This window comes from Tabrizicola aquatica (assembly GCF_002900975.1).
In the GTDB taxonomy this organism is placed as follows: Bacteria; Pseudomonadota; Alphaproteobacteria; order Rhodobacterales; family Rhodobacteraceae; genus Tabrizicola; species Tabrizicola aquatica.
Window position 1 is genome coordinate 114,295 of record NZ_PJON01000005.1, and the last position, 18,225, is coordinate 132,519.

The 18,225-nt window shown below is 66.6% G+C and carries 23 protein-coding genes; 14 read left to right on the forward strand and 9 right to left on the reverse strand.

Annotated elements, in window-relative coordinates:
- Positions 1–16: 16 nt before the first annotated feature.
- From sucD to CXR42_RS16810, 4 genes are all read right to left on the reverse strand, one after another.
- A complete protein-coding gene (gene sucD / locus CXR42_RS16795) occupies positions 17–901 on the reverse strand; it encodes a succinate--CoA ligase subunit alpha (protein ID WP_103258750.1) in 885 nt (294 codons plus the stop codon).
- A 37-nt stretch (positions 902–938) separates the two neighbouring features.
- A complete protein-coding gene (locus tag CXR42_RS16800) occupies positions 939–1,448 on the reverse strand; it encodes a hypothetical protein (protein WP_146038096.1) in 510 nt (169 codons plus the stop codon).
- Positions 1,445–2,638, reverse strand: coding sequence for an ADP-forming succinate--CoA ligase subunit beta (sucC, locus tag CXR42_RS16805; protein ID WP_103258752.1), 1,194 nt, complete (start codon positions 2,636–2,638; stop codon positions 1,445–1,447). Before sucC ends, CXR42_RS16800 begins: the two co-directional genes overlap by 4 nt.
- Before the next feature lie 192 nt (positions 2,639–2,830).
- Entirely contained in the window at positions 2,831–4,015 is a 1,185-nt protein-coding gene (locus CXR42_RS16810; protein WP_103258753.1) for a hypothetical protein, read from the reverse strand.
- Between the two features lie 111 nt (positions 4,016–4,126).
- Here CXR42_RS16810 and CXR42_RS16815 point away from each other — a divergent pair, with 111 nt between their 5' ends.
- On the forward strand, positions 4,127–4,990 hold the full coding sequence (locus CXR42_RS16815; RefSeq protein ID WP_103258754.1) for a glycosyltransferase family A protein: 864 nt from the start codon (positions 4,127–4,129) through the stop codon (positions 4,988–4,990).
- On the opposite strand, the gene CXR42_RS16820 is transcribed toward CXR42_RS16815, so the two are convergent.
- The 4 genes from CXR42_RS16820 to mdh all read right to left on the reverse strand — a co-directional run bounded on the left by CXR42_RS16820 (position 4,951) and on the right by mdh (position 8,348).
- Positions 4,951–5,505 (reverse strand): class I SAM-dependent methyltransferase, encoded by a 555-nt coding sequence (locus tag CXR42_RS16820; protein ID WP_245875476.1) that lies wholly within the window; start codon positions 5,503–5,505, stop codon positions 4,951–4,953. The two genes, CXR42_RS16815 and CXR42_RS16820, sit on opposite strands and share 40 nt — an antisense overlap.
- Before the next feature lie 110 nt (positions 5,506–5,615).
- On the reverse strand, positions 5,616–5,798 hold the full coding sequence (locus CXR42_RS16825; protein WP_103258755.1) for a hypothetical protein: 183 nt from the start codon (positions 5,796–5,798) through the stop codon (positions 5,616–5,618).
- Positions 5,799–6,093: 295 nt separating this feature from the next.
- Positions 6,094–7,302, reverse strand: a complete 1,209-nt coding sequence (locus tag CXR42_RS16830) for a hypothetical protein (RefSeq protein WP_146038097.1) — start codon at positions 7,300–7,302, stop codon at positions 6,094–6,096.
- An 83-nt stretch (positions 7,303–7,385) separates the two neighbouring features.
- Complete coding sequence (gene mdh, locus CXR42_RS16835; RefSeq protein ID WP_103258757.1) at positions 7,386–8,348, reverse strand: malate dehydrogenase; 963 nt, start codon at positions 8,346–8,348, stop codon at positions 7,386–7,388.
- A gap of 163 nt (positions 8,349–8,511) precedes the next feature.
- On the opposite strand from mdh, the gene CXR42_RS16840 reads away from it, so the two are divergent.
- Both CXR42_RS16840 and CXR42_RS16845 read left to right on the forward strand, forming a co-directional pair.
- Positions 8,512–9,261 carry a sulfite exporter TauE/SafE family protein gene (locus CXR42_RS16840; protein WP_103258758.1) on the forward strand — a complete coding sequence of 250 codons (750 nt, stop codon included), beginning with the start codon at positions 8,512–8,514 and terminating at the stop codon, positions 9,259–9,261.
- A 152-nt stretch (positions 9,262–9,413) separates the two neighbouring features.
- Positions 9,414–9,674, forward strand: coding sequence for an Ada metal-binding domain-containing protein (locus CXR42_RS16845; protein WP_103258759.1), 261 nt, complete (start codon positions 9,414–9,416; stop codon positions 9,672–9,674).
- Here the strand turns inward: CXR42_RS16845 and CXR42_RS16850 are convergent.
- A complete protein-coding gene (locus CXR42_RS16850) occupies positions 9,626–9,937 on the reverse strand; it encodes a hypothetical protein (protein WP_103258760.1) in 312 nt (103 codons plus the stop codon). The two genes, CXR42_RS16845 and CXR42_RS16850, sit on opposite strands and share 49 nt — an antisense overlap.
- Before the next feature lie 530 nt (positions 9,938–10,467).
- Here CXR42_RS16850 and CXR42_RS16855 point away from each other — a divergent pair.
- From CXR42_RS16855 to CXR42_RS16905, 11 genes are all read left to right on the forward strand, one after another.
- Positions 10,468–11,313 (forward strand): HpcH/HpaI aldolase/citrate lyase family protein, encoded by an 846-nt coding sequence (locus tag CXR42_RS16855; protein WP_103258761.1) that lies wholly within the window; start codon positions 10,468–10,470, stop codon positions 11,311–11,313.
- A 39-nt stretch (positions 11,314–11,352) separates the two neighbouring features.
- Positions 11,353–11,922: an NnrU family protein gene (locus tag CXR42_RS16860; RefSeq protein ID WP_103258762.1), complete on the forward strand. Its 570-nt coding sequence runs from the start codon at positions 11,353–11,355 to the stop codon at positions 11,920–11,922.
- A 91-nt stretch (positions 11,923–12,013) separates the two neighbouring features.
- Positions 12,014–12,217, forward strand: coding sequence for a DUF1737 domain-containing protein (locus tag CXR42_RS16865; RefSeq protein ID WP_103258763.1), 204 nt, complete (start codon positions 12,014–12,016; stop codon positions 12,215–12,217).
- Positions 12,214–13,236, forward strand: a complete 1,023-nt coding sequence (locus tag CXR42_RS16870) for a MaoC family dehydratase (protein WP_103258764.1) — start codon at positions 12,214–12,216, stop codon at positions 13,234–13,236. Before CXR42_RS16865 ends, CXR42_RS16870 begins: the two co-directional genes overlap by 4 nt.
- Positions 13,237–13,335: 99 nt before the next feature.
- Positions 13,336–13,971 carry a TorF family putative porin gene (locus CXR42_RS16875; protein ID WP_103258765.1) on the forward strand — a complete coding sequence of 212 codons (636 nt, stop codon included), beginning with the start codon at positions 13,336–13,338 and terminating at the stop codon, positions 13,969–13,971.
- Positions 13,972–14,174: 203 nt separating this feature from the next.
- A complete protein-coding gene (gene sdhC, locus CXR42_RS16880; RefSeq protein ID WP_103258766.1) occupies positions 14,175–14,567 on the forward strand; it encodes a succinate dehydrogenase, cytochrome b556 subunit in 393 nt (130 codons plus the stop codon).
- An 8-nt stretch (positions 14,568–14,575) separates the two neighbouring features.
- Positions 14,576–14,947: a succinate dehydrogenase, hydrophobic membrane anchor protein gene (locus CXR42_RS16885; RefSeq protein ID WP_103258767.1), complete on the forward strand. Its 372-nt coding sequence runs from the start codon at positions 14,576–14,578 to the stop codon at positions 14,945–14,947.
- Positions 14,948–14,958: 11 nt separating this feature from the next.
- Complete coding sequence (gene sdhA / locus CXR42_RS16890; RefSeq protein ID WP_103258917.1) at positions 14,959–16,761, forward strand: succinate dehydrogenase flavoprotein subunit; 1,803 nt, start codon at positions 14,959–14,961, stop codon at positions 16,759–16,761.
- Complete coding sequence (locus tag CXR42_RS16895) at positions 16,761–17,075, forward strand: hypothetical protein (protein ID WP_245875477.1); 315 nt, start codon at positions 16,761–16,763, stop codon at positions 17,073–17,075. Before sdhA ends, CXR42_RS16895 begins: the two co-directional genes overlap by 1 nt.
- Before the next feature lie 4 nt (positions 17,076–17,079).
- Positions 17,080–17,925: a hypothetical protein gene (locus tag CXR42_RS16900; protein WP_103258768.1), complete on the forward strand. Its 846-nt coding sequence runs from the start codon at positions 17,080–17,082 to the stop codon at positions 17,923–17,925.
- The gene (locus CXR42_RS16905) at positions 17,922–18,221 is read left to right on the forward strand and encodes a hypothetical protein (RefSeq protein ID WP_103258769.1); all 300 of its coding nucleotides are present in this window, start codon (positions 17,922–17,924) and stop codon (positions 18,219–18,221) included. Before CXR42_RS16900 ends, CXR42_RS16905 begins: the two co-directional genes overlap by 4 nt.
- The last annotated feature ends 4 nt before the right edge of the window (positions 18,222–18,225 follow it).

An 18,225-nucleotide genomic window follows, 5' to 3' on the forward strand; every position in this document is an offset into this window, starting at 1 on the left:
CCCCGCCCGGATCCAGTTAACCTTTGATCGCCTTCAGCACGGCCTCGCCCAACCCTGCCGGGCTGTCGGCGACGACGATCCCGGCGCTGAGCATCGCCTCGATCTTCGATTCCGCGTCGCCCTTGCCGCCGGCCACGATGGCACCGGCATGGCCCATGCGGCGGCCGGGGGGGGCGGTGCGGCCGGCGATGAAGCCGGCGGTGGGCTTCCAGCGGCCCTTCTTCTTTTCATCGGCGAGGAACTGGGCGGCTTCCTCTTCGGCGGACCCGCCGATCTCGCCGATCATGATGATCGAGTGGGTGTCGGGGTCGGCGAGGAACATCTCAAGCACGTCGATATGCTCGGTCCCCTTGATCGGGTCGCCGCCGATGCCTACTGCGGTGGTCTGGCCAAGGCCCACGTCGGTTGTCTGTTTCACGGCCTCATAGGTAAGCGTGCCCGAGCGCGACACAACCCCGACCGAGCCCTTGGAGAAGATGCTGCCCGGCATGATGCCGATCTTGCATTCGCCGGGGGTCAGGACGCCGGGGCAGTTCGGGCCGATCAGGCGGGACTTGGAGTTGATGAGGGCGCGCTTGACCTTCATCATGTCCAGGACCGGGATGCCTTCGGTGATGCAGACGATCAGCGGGATCTCGGCGTCGATGGCTTCCAGGATCGAGTCGGCAGCGAAGGGCGGCGGGACGTAGATCACCGAGGCATCGGCGCCGGTCCGGGCGACCGCGTCATGGACGCTGTCGAACACGGGCAGGCCAAGATGCTCGGTCCCGCCCTTGCCGGGGGTCACGCCGCCGACCATCTGGGTGCCATAGGCAATGGCCTGTTCGGAGTGGAAGGTGCCTTGGCTGCCGGTGAAGCCCTGGCAGATGACTTTGGTAGCTTTGTTGACGAGAACGGCCATCGGGGCCTCCTTCACAGAATGGGCTGAGGGGCGGCCATCATTGGCCGGGCCCGAAGGTGAAACGGACAGAACTGGTCGCGGCGTCGTTGCAGACGGGGTCGTTGCCCGAGGAGGTGACCTCGGCCGTAATTCCGGCTGCCAGGGTCACCGTCATGCATTCAGTGTCGCTGGTCGTGTCGAGCGTGAATCCCGCGGCGCCGCTGATCGTCATCACGTTGCCGACCGCACTGTCGGTCCCAAGTGCCTCGGAATAGGCGGCACAGAAGCTGCCGTCGGTGGCGGTCAGGACGTAAAGTGCCGGATCGGGCGAAGCGATCTGGGTCAGGCCCATGTCGGTGTCTTCGGTCGCGGTCCAGCCAGCCTCGGTGAACAGGGCGGCCGTCTTGGCCGCATCACCCTGGCCGGCAAGGCAGGCCGCTGCGGCCGAGCGATACGCCTTGATGGGATCGCTGTCGTCCAGGTCTCGCGCCATGAATTCGACGGTCGACCATTCCTGCGCCATTGCTGGCGCAGCCAGACAAATTGCGAGAAGGGCGACGCGGATCATCCCTTGACCGCCTTGACGATCTTTTCGGCCCCGTCCTTCAGGTCATCGGCGGCGATGACGTTCAGGCCGGATTTGCGGATGATGTCCTTGCCAAGCTCGACGTTGGTGCCTTCCAGCCGGACGACCAGCGGGACCTTCAGGCCGACTTCCTTGACCGCAGCGATCACGCCCTCGGCGATGATGTCGCAGCGCATGATGCCGCCGAAGATGTTGACCAGGATGCCTTTGACGTTCGGGTCAGAGGTGATGATCTTGAACGCCTCGGTCACCTTTTCCTTGGTTGCGCCGCCGCCGACGTCCAGGAAGTTCGCCGGTTCCGCGCCGTAAAGCTTGATGATGTCCATCGTGGCCATCGCCAGGCCTGCGCCGTTCACCATGCAGCCGATTTCGCCATCGAGTGCGATGTAGTTCAGGTCGAACTTCGACGCGGCCAGTTCCTTCGGGTCTTCCTCGGTCTCGTCCCGCAGCGCGGCGATGTCGGGGTGGCGGTAGATCGCGTTGCCGTCAAAGCCCATCTTCGCGTCGAGAAGCTTCAAGGAGCCGTCCTTCAGCACGCAGAACGGGTTGATCTCCAGCATGTCCATGTCCTTGTCGACGAACAGCCGGTAGAGGTTCCGCACGATGCCGACGCATTGCTTGACCTGCGCACCGGTCAGACCCAGCGAGAAGGCCACGCGGCGGCCGTGGAAATCCTGGAACCCGGTGGCGGGGTCGATGGTGAAGGTGTGGATCTTCTCGGGCGTGTCATGGGCCACGTCCTCGATCGACATGCCGCCTTCGGTCGAGGCGACGATCGAGATGCGGCTGGTCTGACGGTCGATCAGAAGTGCAAGGTAGAACTCTTTCTCGATGTCCGAACCGTCTTCGATGTAGATGCGGTTGACCTGCTTGCCAGCCTCGCCGGTCTGGATCGTCACCAGGGTGCGGCCCAGCATCTGGCGGGCGAATTCCGCCGCTTCACCGACCGAGCGGGCCAGGCGGACGCCGCCCTTTTCGCCGGCTTCGGCTTCTTTGAAATGGCCCTTGCCGCGGCCGCCGGCGTGGATCTGCGCCTTGACGACCCAAAGCGGTCCGTCAAGCTCGCCCGCGGCGGTCTTGGCCTCTTCGGCCTTCAGCACGACGCGGCCGTCCGAGACCGGGATACCGTAGCTGCGCAGCAGCGCCTTGGCCTGGTATTCGTGAATGTTCATGGCGCAGCACCTGTCCGTTGGAGAACTTGGCCGCGTGATGGCACGGTTCGGCCCATATTCCTACGGAGATTTCCGCCTGTTAGCGCCCAAAGCGGTGGAAAAATGCAGCATGTGATCACACGTTCGCAAACTGTGATCACATGCGCGAAATGCGTGATCACAAGGCGCGTCGTCGTCCGGTCGAATCGCCGATCAGTTCAGGAACACGGCAAAAAGGACCGCATCGCCGGAAACAAGGCGCTCGAAGTCGTTCCAGGCCTCCAGCGTCATGCGAGGGCCCTTCTCGGCATAGGGCAGCAGCCCCTCTCCCTGAATCCAGGTGACAAGGTCGACGGCCGGCGGGTTCTCGAACGCCTTTTTCAGGTTGATCCCGGCCTCGGCGCCAAAGCGCCAGTGCGGGATCAGCACCTCGCCCTTCAAGGCGCGCTCGGCCTCGGCCAGGACGGCCTGCCAGCGTTCGCCGGTTTCGGGCGGGACGAACATGCCCAGGCCCGAGACCTGGCGTGCGTTCGGCACCCATTCGTTGCGGTTGTCATCCTCTAGCGCGACCATGGCCCAGAAGCGGCGGTTCTCGGCGATCATGGTCAGGAAGTGGTCGTAGGCATCGGCGGCCAAGGCCTTGTCGGGGGTCTTGGACAGGGCGAAAAGCACCATGGCGATGCGGTCCACCTGGCGGCCGAACATCATGTCCATCGCATTGGGCGGCGGCGTGTCGCCCCAGAGCGCATAGATTGCGGCGGAGCTGTCCATCACCCGCTGGATCGCGGGTTCCGGATCATAGGCCAGCGCGGTCGAGACGAAGCCGGACAGGAAATGCGTATAGGCCGAAAGCCAGGCGGCATCGGCGGTGTCGAAGGTGATCACGGGGTCGGTGACGGGGGCGTTGATCATCCGCCCCCCGCCCAAGGTCAGGCCGGCGACGGTGCCGATATCCTCGCCCTCGCCGCGCTGGCCGTTGCCGTCGATGTCGAACCACAGGTCGGCCAGGCGGATGTCCAGCGCGAAGGGCTTGTCGCCAAGCTGGGTCAGGGCCGCGCGCGCGGCTTCCATGTCTGCGTCCAGGCCGGTGACCAGCGCGGTGAAATCCGAAGGGGCAAAGGGACGGGCGGCCGGGTTTTCCGGGATCGGCAGGCGCAGGATCGGCAGTTCCGACCAGTCGGCGCGGATGCCGGTCTGCCAGCGCAGTTGCAGCGCGGCCTCGACCCCGCCCAGAAAGCGCAGGCCGGCAAGGGCGAAGAGATCCTCGTTCGTGGGGGCGGGCAGGGCCGCCAGCCGCGCCTCGGTCGCGGCAAGGCCGGTGCGGCCGATCTCCTCGGACAGGGTTTCGGCGGCCAGGGGGCTGGCGGCAAGGATCAGCATCAGGGCAAGGGCGCGCATAGGGGCCTCCTTGGGGTGGATGCCGGGCAGACTGCGGGCAAAGGCGGGCCGGGTGCAAGTCCGGTTCTACGCCCAGTTTACACTTGGCCCGACGCTTCATAGAAGCGGGGCATGCGTCATGTAATCAGTCTTTCGACCGTTCCCCCCAGGTTCCACCAGATCGGCCCCACGCTGCGCTCGCTGGTGCGGCAGACCTCTCGGCCTGAAGCGGTGGAGTTGTACATCCCCCGCAGCTATCGCCGTTTTCCCGAATGGGGCGGCGGTCTGCCCGATGTGCCGGAGGGCGTGACCATCGTCCGGGTGGACGAGGATCTGGGACCGGCGACGAAGATCCTGCCGGCCGCCAAGGCGTGGCGCGGTCAGGCGGTTGAACTTATCTATGTCGACGATGATCGCGGCTTTGCAAGGGACTGGGTTCGCCGTTGCCTTGACGTCCGCAAGTCGCGGCCTGACGACGCGATCTGCGGCGCTGGTTTCAGTATTTCCAACCACTACGGTTTTCCCGAATTCTCGCGGCCCAGGCCCCTGGCAGTGCCGGTGACGGACCCGTCGCAGCAGATTGGCTACCATCTGCGCATGCTGCGGAATGTCATCTTGCGGAAGATGGGCCTCGCGCCGCGGCGGAAGGCTCCGTGGCAGCGGTTCGAGCAGTCGGGCTTTGTCGATATCGGCGAGGGGTTTGGCGGTGTCATGGTGCGGCCGGAGTATTTCGACGACGCGGCGTTCGTGATCCCGCCGATCCTGTGGACGGTGGACGATATCTGGCTGTCCGGAACGCTGGCGCGGCGAGGGATCAGGATCTGGGCGGACAAGGACCTGTACGTAACCTACGAACACCTGGACTCATCCTTCAACAACGCGCTCTTCCAGGCGGTGATCGAGGGGGCGGACCGTGAGCAGGCGGACCGCGCCTGCATCGACCATATGCGGGCGACTTACGGGATCTGGGGCGGGGTGGCCGACCAGAGGACCTGACCGCGCGGCAGCAGCATCGGGCTGCGGGTGGGGGTCAGGCCGGCTGCGTGGATCATGCGGGTCACGGCACCCTCGGTCAGGTGGTAGGGCGGGCGGTCGGGGTGGGTGACCACGCCGTCGGGCTGCCGGGTGCTGGCGGCGCCCTCGGGGGCCAGGAACACGGTGAAAAGCGCGGCCCTCAGCCGGGGAAAGCGGCGCAGGTTGGCCAGGGCGGTGGCCAGGTTGACTGCGGGCAGGTGGGTGAACACCCCGAAGGCGATGGCCAGGGTGATCCGGTCGGGGAGGCCGGGGAAGGCAAAGTCCGCATCCTGGATCAACTGGTCAAGCGGCAGGGCCTCGGGGTCGGGCAGTTCGTGCAGCCGGCCGTGCCGCATCAGGGCAAGCGAGGCGTCGGTCCCCCAGTAATGGCCGGGTTTCAGGAAGGGGACGGCCATGTGGCCCAGCCGAAGCGAGCCGCAGCCGATGTCGAGGAGGTGGTCCTCGGGGGTCATCCCGGCCGCAAGAAGGGCCTGCATCTGGACACGCCCCGTCTCGTCCCAGCGGCCGCCGACGATGTCGCGGTGGCGGCCCTTGGCGATGGCGTCGTCATAAAAGCCGGGAGCGAGGTAGGGGGAAGGAAGCCTGGTCAGGCCTTGTCGTCCTTCTTCGCGGCCTTCTTCTCGGCGGCGGCGGCCTTCATGCGGGCGAGGAGTTCCTCCTGCGTCTCGCGCGGGGGCTTCACCGACTTGGGCGCGCCCTTCTGGGCGTGGTCGGGGCCGCGGAGCGTGCTGCGGGCACCCTTGGGGTTGCCGGATTTCGAGTAGTCCATGGGGGTCCCTCCGGGGGATTGGTCTGGCCCTTGGGGATGCCGGATTCGGGCGGGCGGGGCAAGGGGGAATGGGGTGTCCACGCAGGACGGGATGGACGCTGCGGGGAATATCAAGGGGTTGGGCGTTGGTGGTCAGGATGTGTTTACCCTGTTCCTGCCGCGCATCGGGAGGGAAACGCCTCCATCTGACTTCTGGACACGAGGGCCTTCCGTTCCAGATCGGGTCGCGGTGACGGGGGACGGGCGGCCGCAAGGTAGGGTGGGCATATTGCCCACCCTACGCCCGAAGCAAGGGTCAGTTCAGGAACACCATCATCAGACCGGCATTGCCACCCATCAGCGCCTCGAACTGGCGCAGGCTGGTGGGGTTCACCACCGGGCCTTGCTCCAGATAGGGGACGGTGGCCCAGCCCTGGACCCAGCCGGTGATCGAGATCGGGGCGGGTTCGTCGAACATGCGTCCAAGGTTGATGCCCTGGCCATCCGGGCCGCGCCAGTAGGGGATCAGGAGACGGCCCTGAAGGAGCGCCTCGCCATCTGCCAGCACGCCAAGCCAGGTGTCGCCGGTGCCGGGAGGCAGGTTGAAGCCAAGGGCGGAGGTCTGGGTGTCGTTCGGGATCCATTCGCGATCGTTGTCCACCTCTGCGGCGACAAGCGTCCAGAAGCGGCGGTTTTCGGTGATCATCGCCAGGAAATGGTCCTTGGCCGCCTTGGCGCGTGCCGCGTCGGGGGGCTGGTTCACCGCACCTTCCAGCATGGCGAAGGCATCGAGGAACTGGCCGAACGAGGCGTCGAAGCTGTAGTCGGTGGGATCGGGCTGTGCCACCTTCAATGCGATGCGCGACGCGATGACCCGGTCGATGCTGGCGGCGGGGTCATAGGCGAGGACCGTGTTCGCCACGCCCGACATGACATGGGTGTAGGCGGTCAGCCAGGCGGCGTCTGCGGCGTCGAAGCGGATGGTCAGTGGGGGTGCGGCGGGGTCGGGTGCCTGCCACTGCCAGCCCAGAAGCTGCGGGCCGAGGATGGCCAGCGCGTCCTCCTCGGCCTCGCGGGTGCTGTTCTGGTTCACGTCGAACCAGAGGTCGGAGAAGGTGAGTTCAAGGCCGAACTCTTCACCCGGCGGGAGGGTGGCAAGGGCGGTGCGGGCGGCGGCCATGTCGGCGTCGATGTCGGTGAAAAGCTGGCTGATCAGCGCGCCGTCGAAGGGTTCGGGCGAAGGGTTCGGCGGCACGGGCAGGCGCAGGAACGGCAGGCCCAGCGTATCGCCCGCGTTGCCGGTGACCTGATCCGCCCCGGTGCGCCATTGCAGTTGCAGCGCGCTTTCGACGGCGCCGAGGAAGTGCAGCCCGCCGATGGCGAAGATGTCCTCGAGCGCGGGTTCGGGCTGGGCCTTGAGGCGCGCGAGGGTGGGGGCGATACCGTTGGTGCCGATCTCTTGTGACAGGGTCTGGGCGGCAGCCGGGGTGGCGAGGGCCAAGAGGGCGACGAGGGCGGCTTTCATGGGGACACCTTCACTGGGACTGAAATGCAGAATGCGCAGCCGGGGGCTGCGCATTCAAGTCAGGTTTGTCGCACTGAAAGGGATCAGGCGAGCGTCGGGTCGATGCCCTTGCAGGCGGTCACAAGGCCCTTCACCGCGTCGACGGATTTGTCGAACATGGTCTTTTCGGTGGCGTCGAGTTTCACTTCGACCACACGCTCGACTCCGCCGGCGCCGATGATGACCGGGACGCCGACATACATGCCGTCAAGCCCGTAGGCACCCTTGACGTGGGCGGCGCAGGGCAGGAGGCGCTTCTGGTCCTTGAGGTAGGCTTCGGCCATTTCCACCGCGCTGGCGGCGGGGGCGTAGAAGGCGGAGCCGGTCTTCAGCAGGCCCACGATCTCGGCCCCGCCATCGCGGGTGCGCTGGACGATGGCGTCAAGCTTTTCCTGCGTGGTCCAGCCCATCGCGACGAGGTCCGGCAGCGGGATGCCGCCGACGGTGGAGTAGCGGACGGACGGAACCATCGTGTCGCCGTGGCCGCCAAGGACGAAGGCGGTGACGTCCTTCATCGAGACGTTGAATTCCAGCGACAGGAAGTGGCGGAAGCGGGCCGAGTCCAGCACGCCGGCCATGCCGATGACCTTGTTGTGCGGCAGGCCCGAGAATTCGCGCAGCGCCCAGACCATCGCGTCCAAGGGGTTGGTGATGCAGATCACGAAGGCGTCGGGGCAGTTGGCCTTGATGCCTTCGCCGACCGACTTCATCACCTTGAGGTTGATGCCCAGAAGGTCGTCGCGCGACATGCCGGGCTTGCGCGGCACACCGGCGGTGACGATGCAGACATCGGCTCCGGCCAGGTCGGCGTACGTGTTGGTGCCGCGGAGGCTGGCGTCGAAGCCTTCGACCGGGCCGGATTGTGCGAGGTCCAGCGCCTTGCCTTGCGGCGTGCCCTCGGCGATGTCGAACAGGACGACGTCGCCCAGTTCCTTCAGCGCGAGCAGGTGTGCGAGCGTGCCGCCGATCTGACCGGCGCCGATGAGGGCGATCTTGGGTCTGGCCATGGGTGCCTCCTTGAGAGTGTCCGGGGGATGAATCGGGGGGAGGGGTAGCCCCTAAATCCGGTTCTGTCCAGTCTTGGCGGGAAGTCGGTATACAATTGTATGCGGAAAATCCATGCTTCCGGCCGGGTCGGGAAGGGGTTAGCGGTAACGGGCGGAGGATGCGATGGAAGATCTGGGATTCTGGGCGGCGGCGGTGGTTGCGGCGGCGCTGGTGGGGATGTCGAAGGGCGGCGTGCCGGTCGTCGGGATGCTGGGCGTGCCGGTGCTGGCGCTGGTCATCAACCCGGTGATGGCGGCGGGGCTGCTGCTGCCGGTCTATGTGGTGTCGGACATCTTCGGGCTTTACGCCTATCGCCATGCCTGGGACGGGCGGGTGCTGGCCATCGTGGTGCCGGGCGCGGTGGTGGGGATCGCGGTGGGCTGGGCGACGGCCAGCATGGTGCCCGAGGCGGCGGTGACGCTGCTGGTGGGGGTGATCGGGCTGGCCTTCGCGGCGAACATCCTGTTGCGGAAGCCGGCGGTGGTCGCGCCGAAGCGGGCCGAGGTTGCGCCGGGCCTGTTCTGGGGCGGGTTGGCGGGGTTCACCAGTTTTGTCAGCCACGCCGGCGCGCCGCCCTATCAGGTCTATACGCTGCCCCTGGGGATGACGAAGGCGGTGTTTGCGGGGACGACGACGATTGCCTTCGCGATGATCAATGCGGTGAAGCTGATCCCGTATTATGCACTGGGCCAGTTGAATCCCGGCAACCTGAAGGTCGCGGCCGTGCTGGCGCTGCCGGCGGTGATCGCGGTTTTCGCGGGCGTGCGGCTGGTGCAACTGATGCCGGAGAAGCTGTTCTTCCGGCTGGTCGTCTGGGCGCTGGCGCTGATCTCGGTCAAGCTGGTCTGGGACGGGGTGGCCGGGCTGATCTGACCGGCGGGCTTATCGCTTCCTTCGGTCGCTTTCGCGGGTGGCGAGATCGGGTGGCCGGTCCGACCCGGAACCTGCGGGTTCGGCGCGCCCGGGGTGGCCCAGGGATGGCGGGCATGGCAGGCTAGTCGGTGCAAGAGCCAGGGAGGTGCGCGATGTTGCCGGATGCTGATGTGCTTTACGCCGCCCTGGTGGCGCGCGATCCGGGTTTCGAGGGGCGGGCCTATGCCTGCGTGCGGACCACGGGGATCTTCTGCCGGCTGACCTGCCCGGCGCGGGTGGCGAAGCGCGAGAATGTCAGTTTCCGCGCCTCGGTGCAGGAGTGTCGGGCGGCGGGCTTTCGGCCCTGCAAACGCTGTTTCCCCGATCAGGCCTTGCGGCCACGGGCGGGAAGTTCCTCCTCTGGCGCCTCGTAAGCGGTGCCCGAGGCCACGAGGCACATCCGGCCGTCGGGCAGGGTCAGGGTGATGGTCCAGGTGCCCGAAGCCGTGGAAGCGAAAAGCTCCATCACGCCGGCCTCTCCGGCAAGGCCGAGTGCCTGGCGGCTTTCGCCGTAGCTCTCGGCCAGAAGCGCGGTCACGCGGTCGCGGGCGTCGCATTGCGGGGCGCCGAAGGCGATCTGGGTGGCCAGGATCACCCCGCCGAAACCAAGCGAGAGGGCGAAGAGGGGTTGGGTCATCGCGGGGCCTTTCCGACGCTGGGGACAGGTGGAAAGGCTGCGGCAGGGCGGCTGAAAAGCGGTTAACGCGCCGGACGGTCAGCGGCAGACGTCGGTTTCCAACCGGCTTCGGCGGCGGCGCTGGGGGGCGACGAGGATCGTCACCTTGCGACCTGCGGGAAGCGCGGATATCCAGCGGCGTGCCGGTGCCCCGGTCGCGCCGTCGGGCGCAACCCATCCGGCGCCAGAGCGGGGCGCCTTTGATGAACGCGGTTTGGACATGGCCGAGACTCCGGGGCCGGGTCCGCTGGCCGTTTCGGGCCATCCAGGCCGCCTTGGCCGCACTGCGACAGGCGCGCCAGCCAAGGCTGATGCGGCTTTCCCAGATGGCTTCGCCTGTTCGACCTCGGACAGGTCGGGATCTTCGCGTCCAGTAGTTTGGCACTTCTGCCGGAGTTGCGAAGGAATTTGCTGCAATGCGGCGAAATCGGCCTTGCCGTTTCTGTCCAATCCGTGCTTTCAAGCGCAAGAATGTTGCGCAGAGGTGAGTCGTGTCCCGTCCCTGTCGGTCTGTCCTTTATATCCCCGGCTCTAAGGAACGTGCCTTGGAGAAGGCGCGCGAGTTGCCGGCGGATGCGATCATCTTCGACCTTGAGGATGCCGTGGCACCCGAGGAGAAGGCGCGCGCCCGCACGCTTTTGTCCGCGGATCTGGAGCGGGGCGGCTTTGGCAACCGGCTGCGGATCGTGCGGGTCAACGGGCTGGAGACGCCCTGGGGCGCGGCTGACATGCTGGCCTTTGCCGCGCATCGCGGCGTCGATGCGATCCTGGTGCCCAAGGTGAACGGGCCCGAGGACCTGGACGCGGTGGCGGGGCGGGTGGCCAAGCCCCTGTGGGCGATGCTGGAGACGGCACAGGGCTGTCTGACCCCCGGCCCGATCGCGGCGCATCCCCGGCTGGAGGGGCTGGTGATGGGCACGAACGACCTTGCGCGCGAACTGGGCGCGCGGTTCCGGGCAGACCGGCTGCCACTGCGGGCGGCGCTGGGGCTGTGCGTGCTGGCGGCGCGGGCCGAGGGGAAGATCATCGTCGACGGCGTGTTCAATGCGTTCAAGGACGAGGCCGGGTTGCAGGCCGAGTGTGAGCAGGGCCGCGACATGGGCTTTGACGGCAAGACGCTGATCCACCCGGCGCAGTTGAAGATCGCCAACGCGGTCTTTGCTCCGTCGGAGGACGAGGTGGCGCTGGCCCGCCGGCAGATCGCGGCCCATGCCGAGGCGCTGGCACGGGGCGAGGGCGTGGCGGTGGTCGACGGCAAGATCGTCGAGAACCTGCATGTGGCGACCGCGAAGGCATTGATCGAAAGGGCCGAGGCGATTGCGGCTTTGGCGGAATAAGGTCAGGGTGCGCTCCGGTAAACTGGCAGGAGGCTATCGATGACCCTGATCATTCTGGGACTGGCATTGTGGTGGGGCGCGCATCTGTTCAAGCGGCTGGCGCCGGGGCCGCGGGGCCGGCTGGGCGAGCCGGGCAAGGGGGTGATGGCGGTCTTGATCATCGCCGGCATCGTGCTGATGGTCTGGGGCTATCGCGGCAGCGACTGGCTGGGGATCGAGGGGGCCGAGCATGTGGACCTGTGGTATCCGCCGGCCGTCCTGACCCATGTGAACAACCTTCTGATGCTGTTCGCGGTCTATCTTTACGCGGCAAGCGGGATGAAGACGCGGATCACCCGCGCGATCCGGCATCCGCAGCTGACGGCAGTCAAGACCTGGGCCATCGCGCATCTGCTGGTGAATGGCGATCTGGCCAGCCTCGTGCTGTTCGGCGGCATCCTGGCCTGGGCGGTGGTCGAGGTGATCCTGATCAACCGGGCCGAGCCGCGCCCGGCCCCTCCGGCCCCTGCGCCGATGGGCAAGGAGATCGGGGCCGTGGTCGGGGCCGTGGTGGTGCTGGTCGGCATCATGCTGGTGCACAACTGGCTGGGGGTGCAGCCCTGGGGCTGAGGTCGGACCGGGGGCCAGCCCCCGGACCCCCGGGATATTTGCGCCAGTATGAAAGAGCAGTTTGGTAGAATTGTCGGGGACTTGAGGGAAGATGAAGCTTTATCGGTTCTTGAGCGCGGACGACACTTCGGCCTTCTGTCACAAGGTGACGGCAGCCCTGAACAAGGGGTGGGAGCTGCATGGCTCTCCGACCTATGCGTTTGATCAGGCCAATGGTGTGATGCGCTGCGGGCAGGCGGTGGTGAAGGAGGTGGCGGGCGACTACCACCCGGACGTCAAGTTGGGGGAGCTATGAAGACCAATCCGGGGCGCTTCTTCGAGGATTACTCTGTGGGCGAGGTGATCGCGCATGCGGTGCCGCGCACGGTGGGGCAGGGCGAGCGGGCGCTGTACCATGCGCTGTATCCGGCGCGGGGGGCCCTGTATTCCTCGGACGTGTTCGCGCGGTCGGTGGGGCTGGCGGCGTCGCCGCTGGACGATCTGGTGGCGTTCCATACGGTCTTTGGCAAGACGGTGCCCGACATCAGCCTGAACGCGGTGGCGAATCTGGGCTATGCCGAGGGGCGCTGGCTGAAGCCGGTCTGGCCGGGCGATACCTTGCGGTCGGAGTCCGAGGTGATCGGGTTGAAGGAAACCTCCAGCGGCGCGACGGGGGTGGTCTGGGTGCGGACGCGGGGGCTGAACCAGCACGGGGACGTGGTGCTGGAGTATGTCCGCTGGGTGATGGTGCGCAAACGCCGGCGTGAGGTGGTGGTGCCGGTGGTGGTGCCCGATCTGGCGGCGGTGGTGGCCCCGGGCGCGCTGGTGGTGCCGGAGGGGCTGGACTTTTCGGGCTATGACTTTGGCTTGGCCGGCGAGCCGCATCGCTGGGGCGATTATGCGGTGGGCGAAGTGATCGACCATGTCGACGCGGTGACGGTCGAGGAGGCGGAGCACATGCTGGCGACACGGCTGTGGCAGAACACGGCCAAGGTGCATTTCGACGTCACCCAGCGTGAGGATGGCAAGCGGCTGATCTATGGCGGGCATGTGATCAGCCTGGCGCGGACGCTGTCGTTTAACGGGCTGGCCAATGCGCAGATGATCGTGGCGCTGAACGCGGGCGCGCATGCGAACCCCTGTTTCGCCGGCGATACGGTGCGGGCCTGGTCCGAGGTGCTGGACCGGGCCGAGACTGCGGTCCCGTCGGTGGGCGCCCTGCGGTTGCGGCTGGTGGCGACGCGGGGCAAGGCCGGAGAGTTGCGGGGGGCGGATGGCAAGTATCTGCCCGAGGTGCTGCTGGACCTGGACTACTGGGCGCTTGTGCCGCGGTAAGATGCTGCGAGAATTCCGCAATATCTAGCGTGCGGGGGGTTCAGCCCACGCGCCTGTTGTGTCAGAATCGCTGCCAATAACAAAAATGGAGGCAGCAGTATGCGCATCATCACAGGCATGGCGGTTCTGGCTTTGACGGCGGGAATGGCCGGGGCCCAGGGGTTCGAGCTTCTGGGCGGGGCCAAGCTGGAATACAAGTACAAGGAAGAAGGCGGCAGCTCGAACGCCTATCTCTCGGGTTACATCGAGGGGGAACTCGCCGGGTTCTATGCCGGGGTCTGGGGCCAGGTGGCCAGCGACGACCTGCTGGACGAGACCAACCTGTATGTCGGCTATCGCAACGAGATCGCCAGCGGGCTGAGCTATGACATCGGCTATACCCGGTATTACTATCCCAGCGACGGGGGCGAGTGCTGCGGGGAATACACTCTGGGGCTGGCGATGCCGGTCGGGCCGGTCGAAGGCTCTCTGGACCTGGCGCATGATCCGCAGTCCAATCTGAACAGTGCCTATCTGGGCGCGGCCTGGGCGGCGAGCGACGCGCTGGAGTTGTCGGGCGAGTTCGGCATCTACGGCACCGAGGCCACCGGCAGCGAGACCGAATGGGACCTGGGCGTGACCTATGCCCTGGGTCAGACGACAGCGGTCGATTTCCGTTACTACGATGGCTCGGAATATGCGGACAGCCATTTCGGCCTGGCGCTGACCTGGGATTCGTCGCTGCTGTCACGCTGAGGCCCCGCACCGGAGACTTGTGATCACGCGTTCAAAATTCGTGATCACAAACCGGAAAAACTTTGGCAGATAGCGGAAACATGCTGCCTTTGCGGCATTCGGGCGCGTGACACGGCCGAATTCCGCGCTATTGAAGAGTGCAATAATCGAAGCCACCAGACCCCGGCCAACCGGGCGCTGGGACAGCGACGAAGGGAACCGCAATGGCTGCACCGAAGCGGGTCGAACGACCCCTCTCCCCGTTCATGATCGGGCCCTATTACCGGCCGCAACTGACCTCGATGACCTCGATCCTGACGCGGATCACCGGCAACGGGTTGATCGTCGGCGCGCTGCTGTCGGTCTGGTGGCTGCTGGCGGCGGCGACCTCGGACGACTACTTTGCGGTGGCGAACGCGGTTGCGACCAGCTGGTTCGGCGACCTGGTGTTCACGCTGTCCCTGTGGGCGGTGTGGTATCATTACCTGGCCGGCATCCGGCACCTGATCTTCGACGCGGGCAAGGGCCTGGACATTCCGACGGCGGAAAAGCTGGGCTGGGCCTGCATCATCGGTTCGGTCGTGCTGACCGTGATCACCATTCTTCTGGTTCAGTGAGGGTCGACATGCGCTATCTGACCGCCCGCAAGCGCGCCGAAGGCCGGGGTGCGGCCCATCACGGGGCCGAGCATCACTGGGCGATGACCGTCTCGTCCGTCGGCCTGGCGCTGATCGTTCCGCTGTGGCTGTACATCTTCGGCTCGGCCCTGGGCGGCACGCGCGAGGAGGTGCTGGCCACCTTCGCCCGGCCGTTCCCGGCGATCGTGACGGCGCTGCTGCTGGTCGTGGGGCTGCGCCATTTCGCGATGGGTGCGACCACGATGATCGAGGATTACGCCCGCGGCACCACGCGCAAGATGCTGATCATCGGCGTCGTGGCGCTGTCCTGGGCTATTGCCGCGACGGGCCTGTTTGCCCTGGTCCGCATCGCGCTGTGAAGGGAATGACGATGACTGCCTATCCGTATGAAGTGCATGAGTATGACGTGGTCGTGGTGGGCGCTGGCGGCGCGGGCCTGCGCGCGACGCTGGGTATGGCCGAGCAGGGCCTGCGCACGGCCTGCGTGACCAAGGTCTTCCCGACGCGCAGCCATACCGTGGCCGCGCAGGGCGGCATTGCGGCGTCGCTGGGCAACATGGGCCCTGACAGCTGGCAGTGGCACATGTACGACACGGTGAAGGGCAGCGACTGGCTGGGCGACACCGACGCGATGGAATACCTGGCGCGCGAGGCCCCGAAGGCCGTCTACGAGCTGGAGCATTACGGGGTTCCGTTCAGCCGCACGGAAGAGGGGAAGATCTATCAGCGCCCCTTTGGTGGCCACACGACCGAGTTTGGCGAGGGCCCGCCGGTGCAGCGCACCTGTGCGGCGGCCGACCGGACGGGGCACGCGATCCTGCACACGCTGTATGGGCAAAGCCTGAAGAACAACGCCGAGTTCTACATCGAATATTTCGCGCTGGACCTGATCATCACCGATGGCGCCTGCACCGGCGTCGTTGCCTGGAAGCTGGATGACGGCACGATCCATGTCTTCAACGCGAAGATGGTTGTGCTGGCGACCGGCGGCTATGGCCGGGCCTATTTCAGCGCGACCAGCGCCCATACCTGCACCGGCGACGGCGGCGGGATGGTGGCGCGGGCCGGGCTGCCGTTGCAGGACATGGAATTCGTGCAGTTCCATCCGACGGGGATCTACGGCTCGGGCTGTCTGATCACCGAAGGCGCGCGGGGCGAGGGTGGCTATCTGACCAACGCCAACGGCGAGCGGTTCATGGAGCGGTATGCGCCGCACTACAAGGACCTGGCGCCGCGCGACTATGTCAGCCGCTGCATGACGATCGAGATCCGGGAAGGCCGGGGGGTGGGGACGCAGGGCGACCACATCCACCTGAACCTGAGCCACCTGCCGCGTGAGGCGCTGGAAGTGCGCCTGCCGGGGATCACCGAAAGCGCCCGCATCTTCGCGGGCGTCGATCTGCACAAAGAGCCGATCCCGGTCCTGCCGACGGTGCATTACAACATGGGCGGCATCCCGACGAACTATTGGGGCGAGGTGCTGAACCCGACCAAGGACAACCCGGACGCGGTCTTCCCCGGCCTGATGGCAGTGGGCGAGGCGGGCTGCGCCAGTGTCCACGGGGCGAACCGGCTGGGGTCGAACAGCCTGATCGACCTGGTGGTCTTTGGCCGGGCCGCGGCGATCCGCGCCGGGCAGGTGGTGGACCGCGCCGCCAGCGTGCCGGCGGTGAACAAGGTCGAGGTCGACAAGGCGCTGGGCCGCTTTGACGCGCTGCGCCATGCCCAGGGCAACATCGGCACGGCCGAGTTGCGGCTGGAGATGCAGAAGACCATGCAGTCGGACGCGGCGGTGTTCCGGGCCGAGGAAACCCTGGCTGCGGGCGAAAAGAAGATGACCGCGATTGCGGCCAAGATGGATGACCTGAAGGTCACCGACCGCAGCATGGTCTGGAACAGCGACCTGATGGAAACCCTGGAACTGACCAACCTGATGCCAAACGCGCTGGCGACGATCTATGGCGCCCATGCCCGCACCGAAAGCCGCGGCGCCCATGCGCATGAGGATCATCCGAACCGCGATGACGCGACCTGGCGCAAGCACTCGCTGGCCTGGGTCGACGGCGCGAAGGTGGTGCTGGACTATCGTCCGGTCCACGCCGACCCGCTGACCACCGAGGCGGAAGGCGGCATCCCGCTGAAGAAGATCGCCCCGGCGGAAAGGAAGTTCTGATGCGCCTGCTGGCCGCGCTGCCCGTACTGTTCCTGCTGGCCGGGTGCGACCCGGCCGAGCTGGCCGACAAGGCGGTGCGTCGCGCGGCCGACTCGGTGGTGTTTCCGGTGGTGAACATCGACATGCCGGCCGATCCGGCGCGGCTGGCGACCGGGTGCATCTTGGATGCCGCCAGCCCGGACGAATTGCAGCTTCTGGCGCGCGACGTGGGGGTCGAGGCCGGGACATCCACCAAGGCCACGATCCGCGACATCGCCTTGCGCCCGGTGGCACAGGCCTGCTTTGCCGCGGCTGGCGTGCCGCAGGTCAGATAGCGCCATGACCCCGGCCCCGGATCAGTTGCGCATTGCCATCGTGTTCTTCGGGATCACGCGGTCGCTGCGGTTCACGCTCGACTCGATCCGGCGCAACCTGATCGATCCGGCGCGGGCGTTGACCCCGCATGTCCGGCTGGTCGGGCATTTCTACGACCAGGCCCAGATCAACAACCCGCGCTCGGGCGAGGTGGGGCCGCTTGACCCCGAGGAATATCGCCTGCTGGATCTGGACGCGGTCGAGCGTGAGACGCCGGGTCCCGGTCTGGACGCCTATCCGGTCGAGGCGCTGAAGCGGAACGGCGACTACTGGACCAACAAGTTCCGTTCGTTCGGAAACCTGCTGCTTCAGCTGCATTCCCTGCGCCGGGCCACCACGCTGGCCCAGGCCGAGCGGCCCGATATCGTGGTTTTCGCGCGGCCGGACCTGTATTACCACACCTCGGCTGCGCCCTGGCTGGCCGAGGTGGCGGCAAACCGTGACAGCCAGGTTCTGGTGCCGGACTGGGCGCAGTGGGGTGGTCTGAATGACCGCGTCGCGCTGGTCCGGGGCGAAGGGGCGATTGCCGCCTATGGCCGCCGCGCCGAAGTCATGCAGGACTATTGCGCGGATGGCAGGATGCTGCATTCCGAGATGTTGCTGCAGTTCGCTGTGCGGGACTATCCGGTGCGGATGATCCCCTTCTATGCCTCGCGGGTGCGCTGCGATGGCCGGGTGGTGCTGGAGGATTTCCGCAAGGGGCATGGCCGGGCCGGCGGCGGCAAGACGCTGCCCTTCGACGCCTTCCTTGCGGCAGAGGCCGAGCGGCCGGTTGGCGGCCAGCCCATGCGCAACAGGAGGCTTGCATGACAAAAGCCCTTCGAATGATTCCGGTCCTGGCGCTTTTGGCGGCCTGTGGCCCGATGACCCTGGCCGAGGCCGAGCGGCAATGCTTTGACCGCGCCCGGCTGGCGCAGCAACCCCGGGGCGAGATCGGGGTCGGCATCGGCTCGAACGGTCGCGCTTCTGGCGGGATCGAGGTGAGCATCAGCTCTGACTACATCATGGGCCGCGACCCTGCGGCCGTCTATGAAACCTGCGTGATGTCCAAGGCGGGCGAACCGCCGAGCCGTCCGCTTTACGCAAGACCCGACTGGAAAGGTTGATTTC

What these genes read in the sequence shown, in the direction of transcription:
- sucD (WP_103258750.1), bottom strand. Translation starts at nt 901, where the DNA reads ATGGCCGTTCTCGTCAACAAAGCTACCAAAGTCATCTGCCAGGGCTTC.
- CXR42_RS16800 (WP_146038096.1), bottom strand. Translation starts at nt 1,448, where the DNA reads ATGATCCGCGTCGCCCTTCTCGCAATTTGTCTGGCTGCGCCAGCAATG.
- sucC (WP_103258752.1), bottom strand. Translation starts at nt 2,638, where the DNA reads ATGAACATTCACGAATACCAGGCCAAGGCGCTGCTGCGCAGCTACGGT.
- CXR42_RS16810 (WP_103258753.1), bottom strand. Translation starts at nt 4,015, where the DNA reads ATGCGCGCCCTTGCCCTGATGCTGATCCTTGCCGCCAGCCCCCTGGCC.
- CXR42_RS16815 (WP_103258754.1), top strand. Translation starts at nt 4,127, where the DNA reads ATGCGTCATGTAATCAGTCTTTCGACCGTTCCCCCCAGGTTCCACCAG.
- CXR42_RS16820 (WP_245875476.1), bottom strand. Translation starts at nt 5,505, where the DNA reads ATGCAGGCCCTTCTTGCGGCCGGGATGACCCCCGAGGACCACCTCCTC.
- CXR42_RS16825 (WP_103258755.1), bottom strand. Translation starts at nt 5,798, where the DNA reads ATGGACTACTCGAAATCCGGCAACCCCAAGGGTGCCCGCAGCACGCTC.
- CXR42_RS16830 (WP_146038097.1), bottom strand. Translation starts at nt 7,302, where the DNA reads ATGAAAGCCGCCCTCGTCGCCCTCTTGGCCCTCGCCACCCCGGCTGCC.
- mdh (WP_103258757.1), bottom strand. Translation starts at nt 8,348, where the DNA reads ATGGCCAGACCCAAGATCGCCCTCATCGGCGCCGGTCAGATCGGCGGC.
- CXR42_RS16840 (WP_103258758.1), top strand. Translation starts at nt 8,512, where the DNA reads ATGGAAGATCTGGGATTCTGGGCGGCGGCGGTGGTTGCGGCGGCGCTG.
- CXR42_RS16845 (WP_103258759.1), top strand. Translation starts at nt 9,414, where the DNA reads ATGTTGCCGGATGCTGATGTGCTTTACGCCGCCCTGGTGGCGCGCGAT.
- CXR42_RS16850 (WP_103258760.1), bottom strand. Translation starts at nt 9,937, where the DNA reads ATGACCCAACCCCTCTTCGCCCTCTCGCTTGGTTTCGGCGGGGTGATC.
- CXR42_RS16860 (WP_103258762.1), top strand. Translation starts at nt 11,353, where the DNA reads ATGACCCTGATCATTCTGGGACTGGCATTGTGGTGGGGCGCGCATCTG.
- CXR42_RS16865 (WP_103258763.1), top strand. Translation starts at nt 12,014, where the DNA reads ATGAAGCTTTATCGGTTCTTGAGCGCGGACGACACTTCGGCCTTCTGT.
- CXR42_RS16870 (WP_103258764.1), top strand. Translation starts at nt 12,214, where the DNA reads ATGAAGACCAATCCGGGGCGCTTCTTCGAGGATTACTCTGTGGGCGAG.
- CXR42_RS16875 (WP_103258765.1), top strand. Translation starts at nt 13,336, where the DNA reads ATGCGCATCATCACAGGCATGGCGGTTCTGGCTTTGACGGCGGGAATG.
- sdhC (WP_103258766.1), top strand. Translation starts at nt 14,175, where the DNA reads ATGGCTGCACCGAAGCGGGTCGAACGACCCCTCTCCCCGTTCATGATC.
- CXR42_RS16885 (WP_103258767.1), top strand. Translation starts at nt 14,576, where the DNA reads ATGCGCTATCTGACCGCCCGCAAGCGCGCCGAAGGCCGGGGTGCGGCC.
- sdhA (WP_103258917.1), top strand. Translation starts at nt 14,959, where the DNA reads ATGACTGCCTATCCGTATGAAGTGCATGAGTATGACGTGGTCGTGGTG.
- CXR42_RS16895 (WP_245875477.1), top strand. Translation starts at nt 16,761, where the DNA reads ATGCGCCTGCTGGCCGCGCTGCCCGTACTGTTCCTGCTGGCCGGGTGC.
- CXR42_RS16900 (WP_103258768.1), top strand. Translation starts at nt 17,080, where the DNA reads ATGACCCCGGCCCCGGATCAGTTGCGCATTGCCATCGTGTTCTTCGGG.
- CXR42_RS16905 (WP_103258769.1), top strand. Translation starts at nt 17,922, where the DNA reads ATGACAAAAGCCCTTCGAATGATTCCGGTCCTGGCGCTTTTGGCGGCC.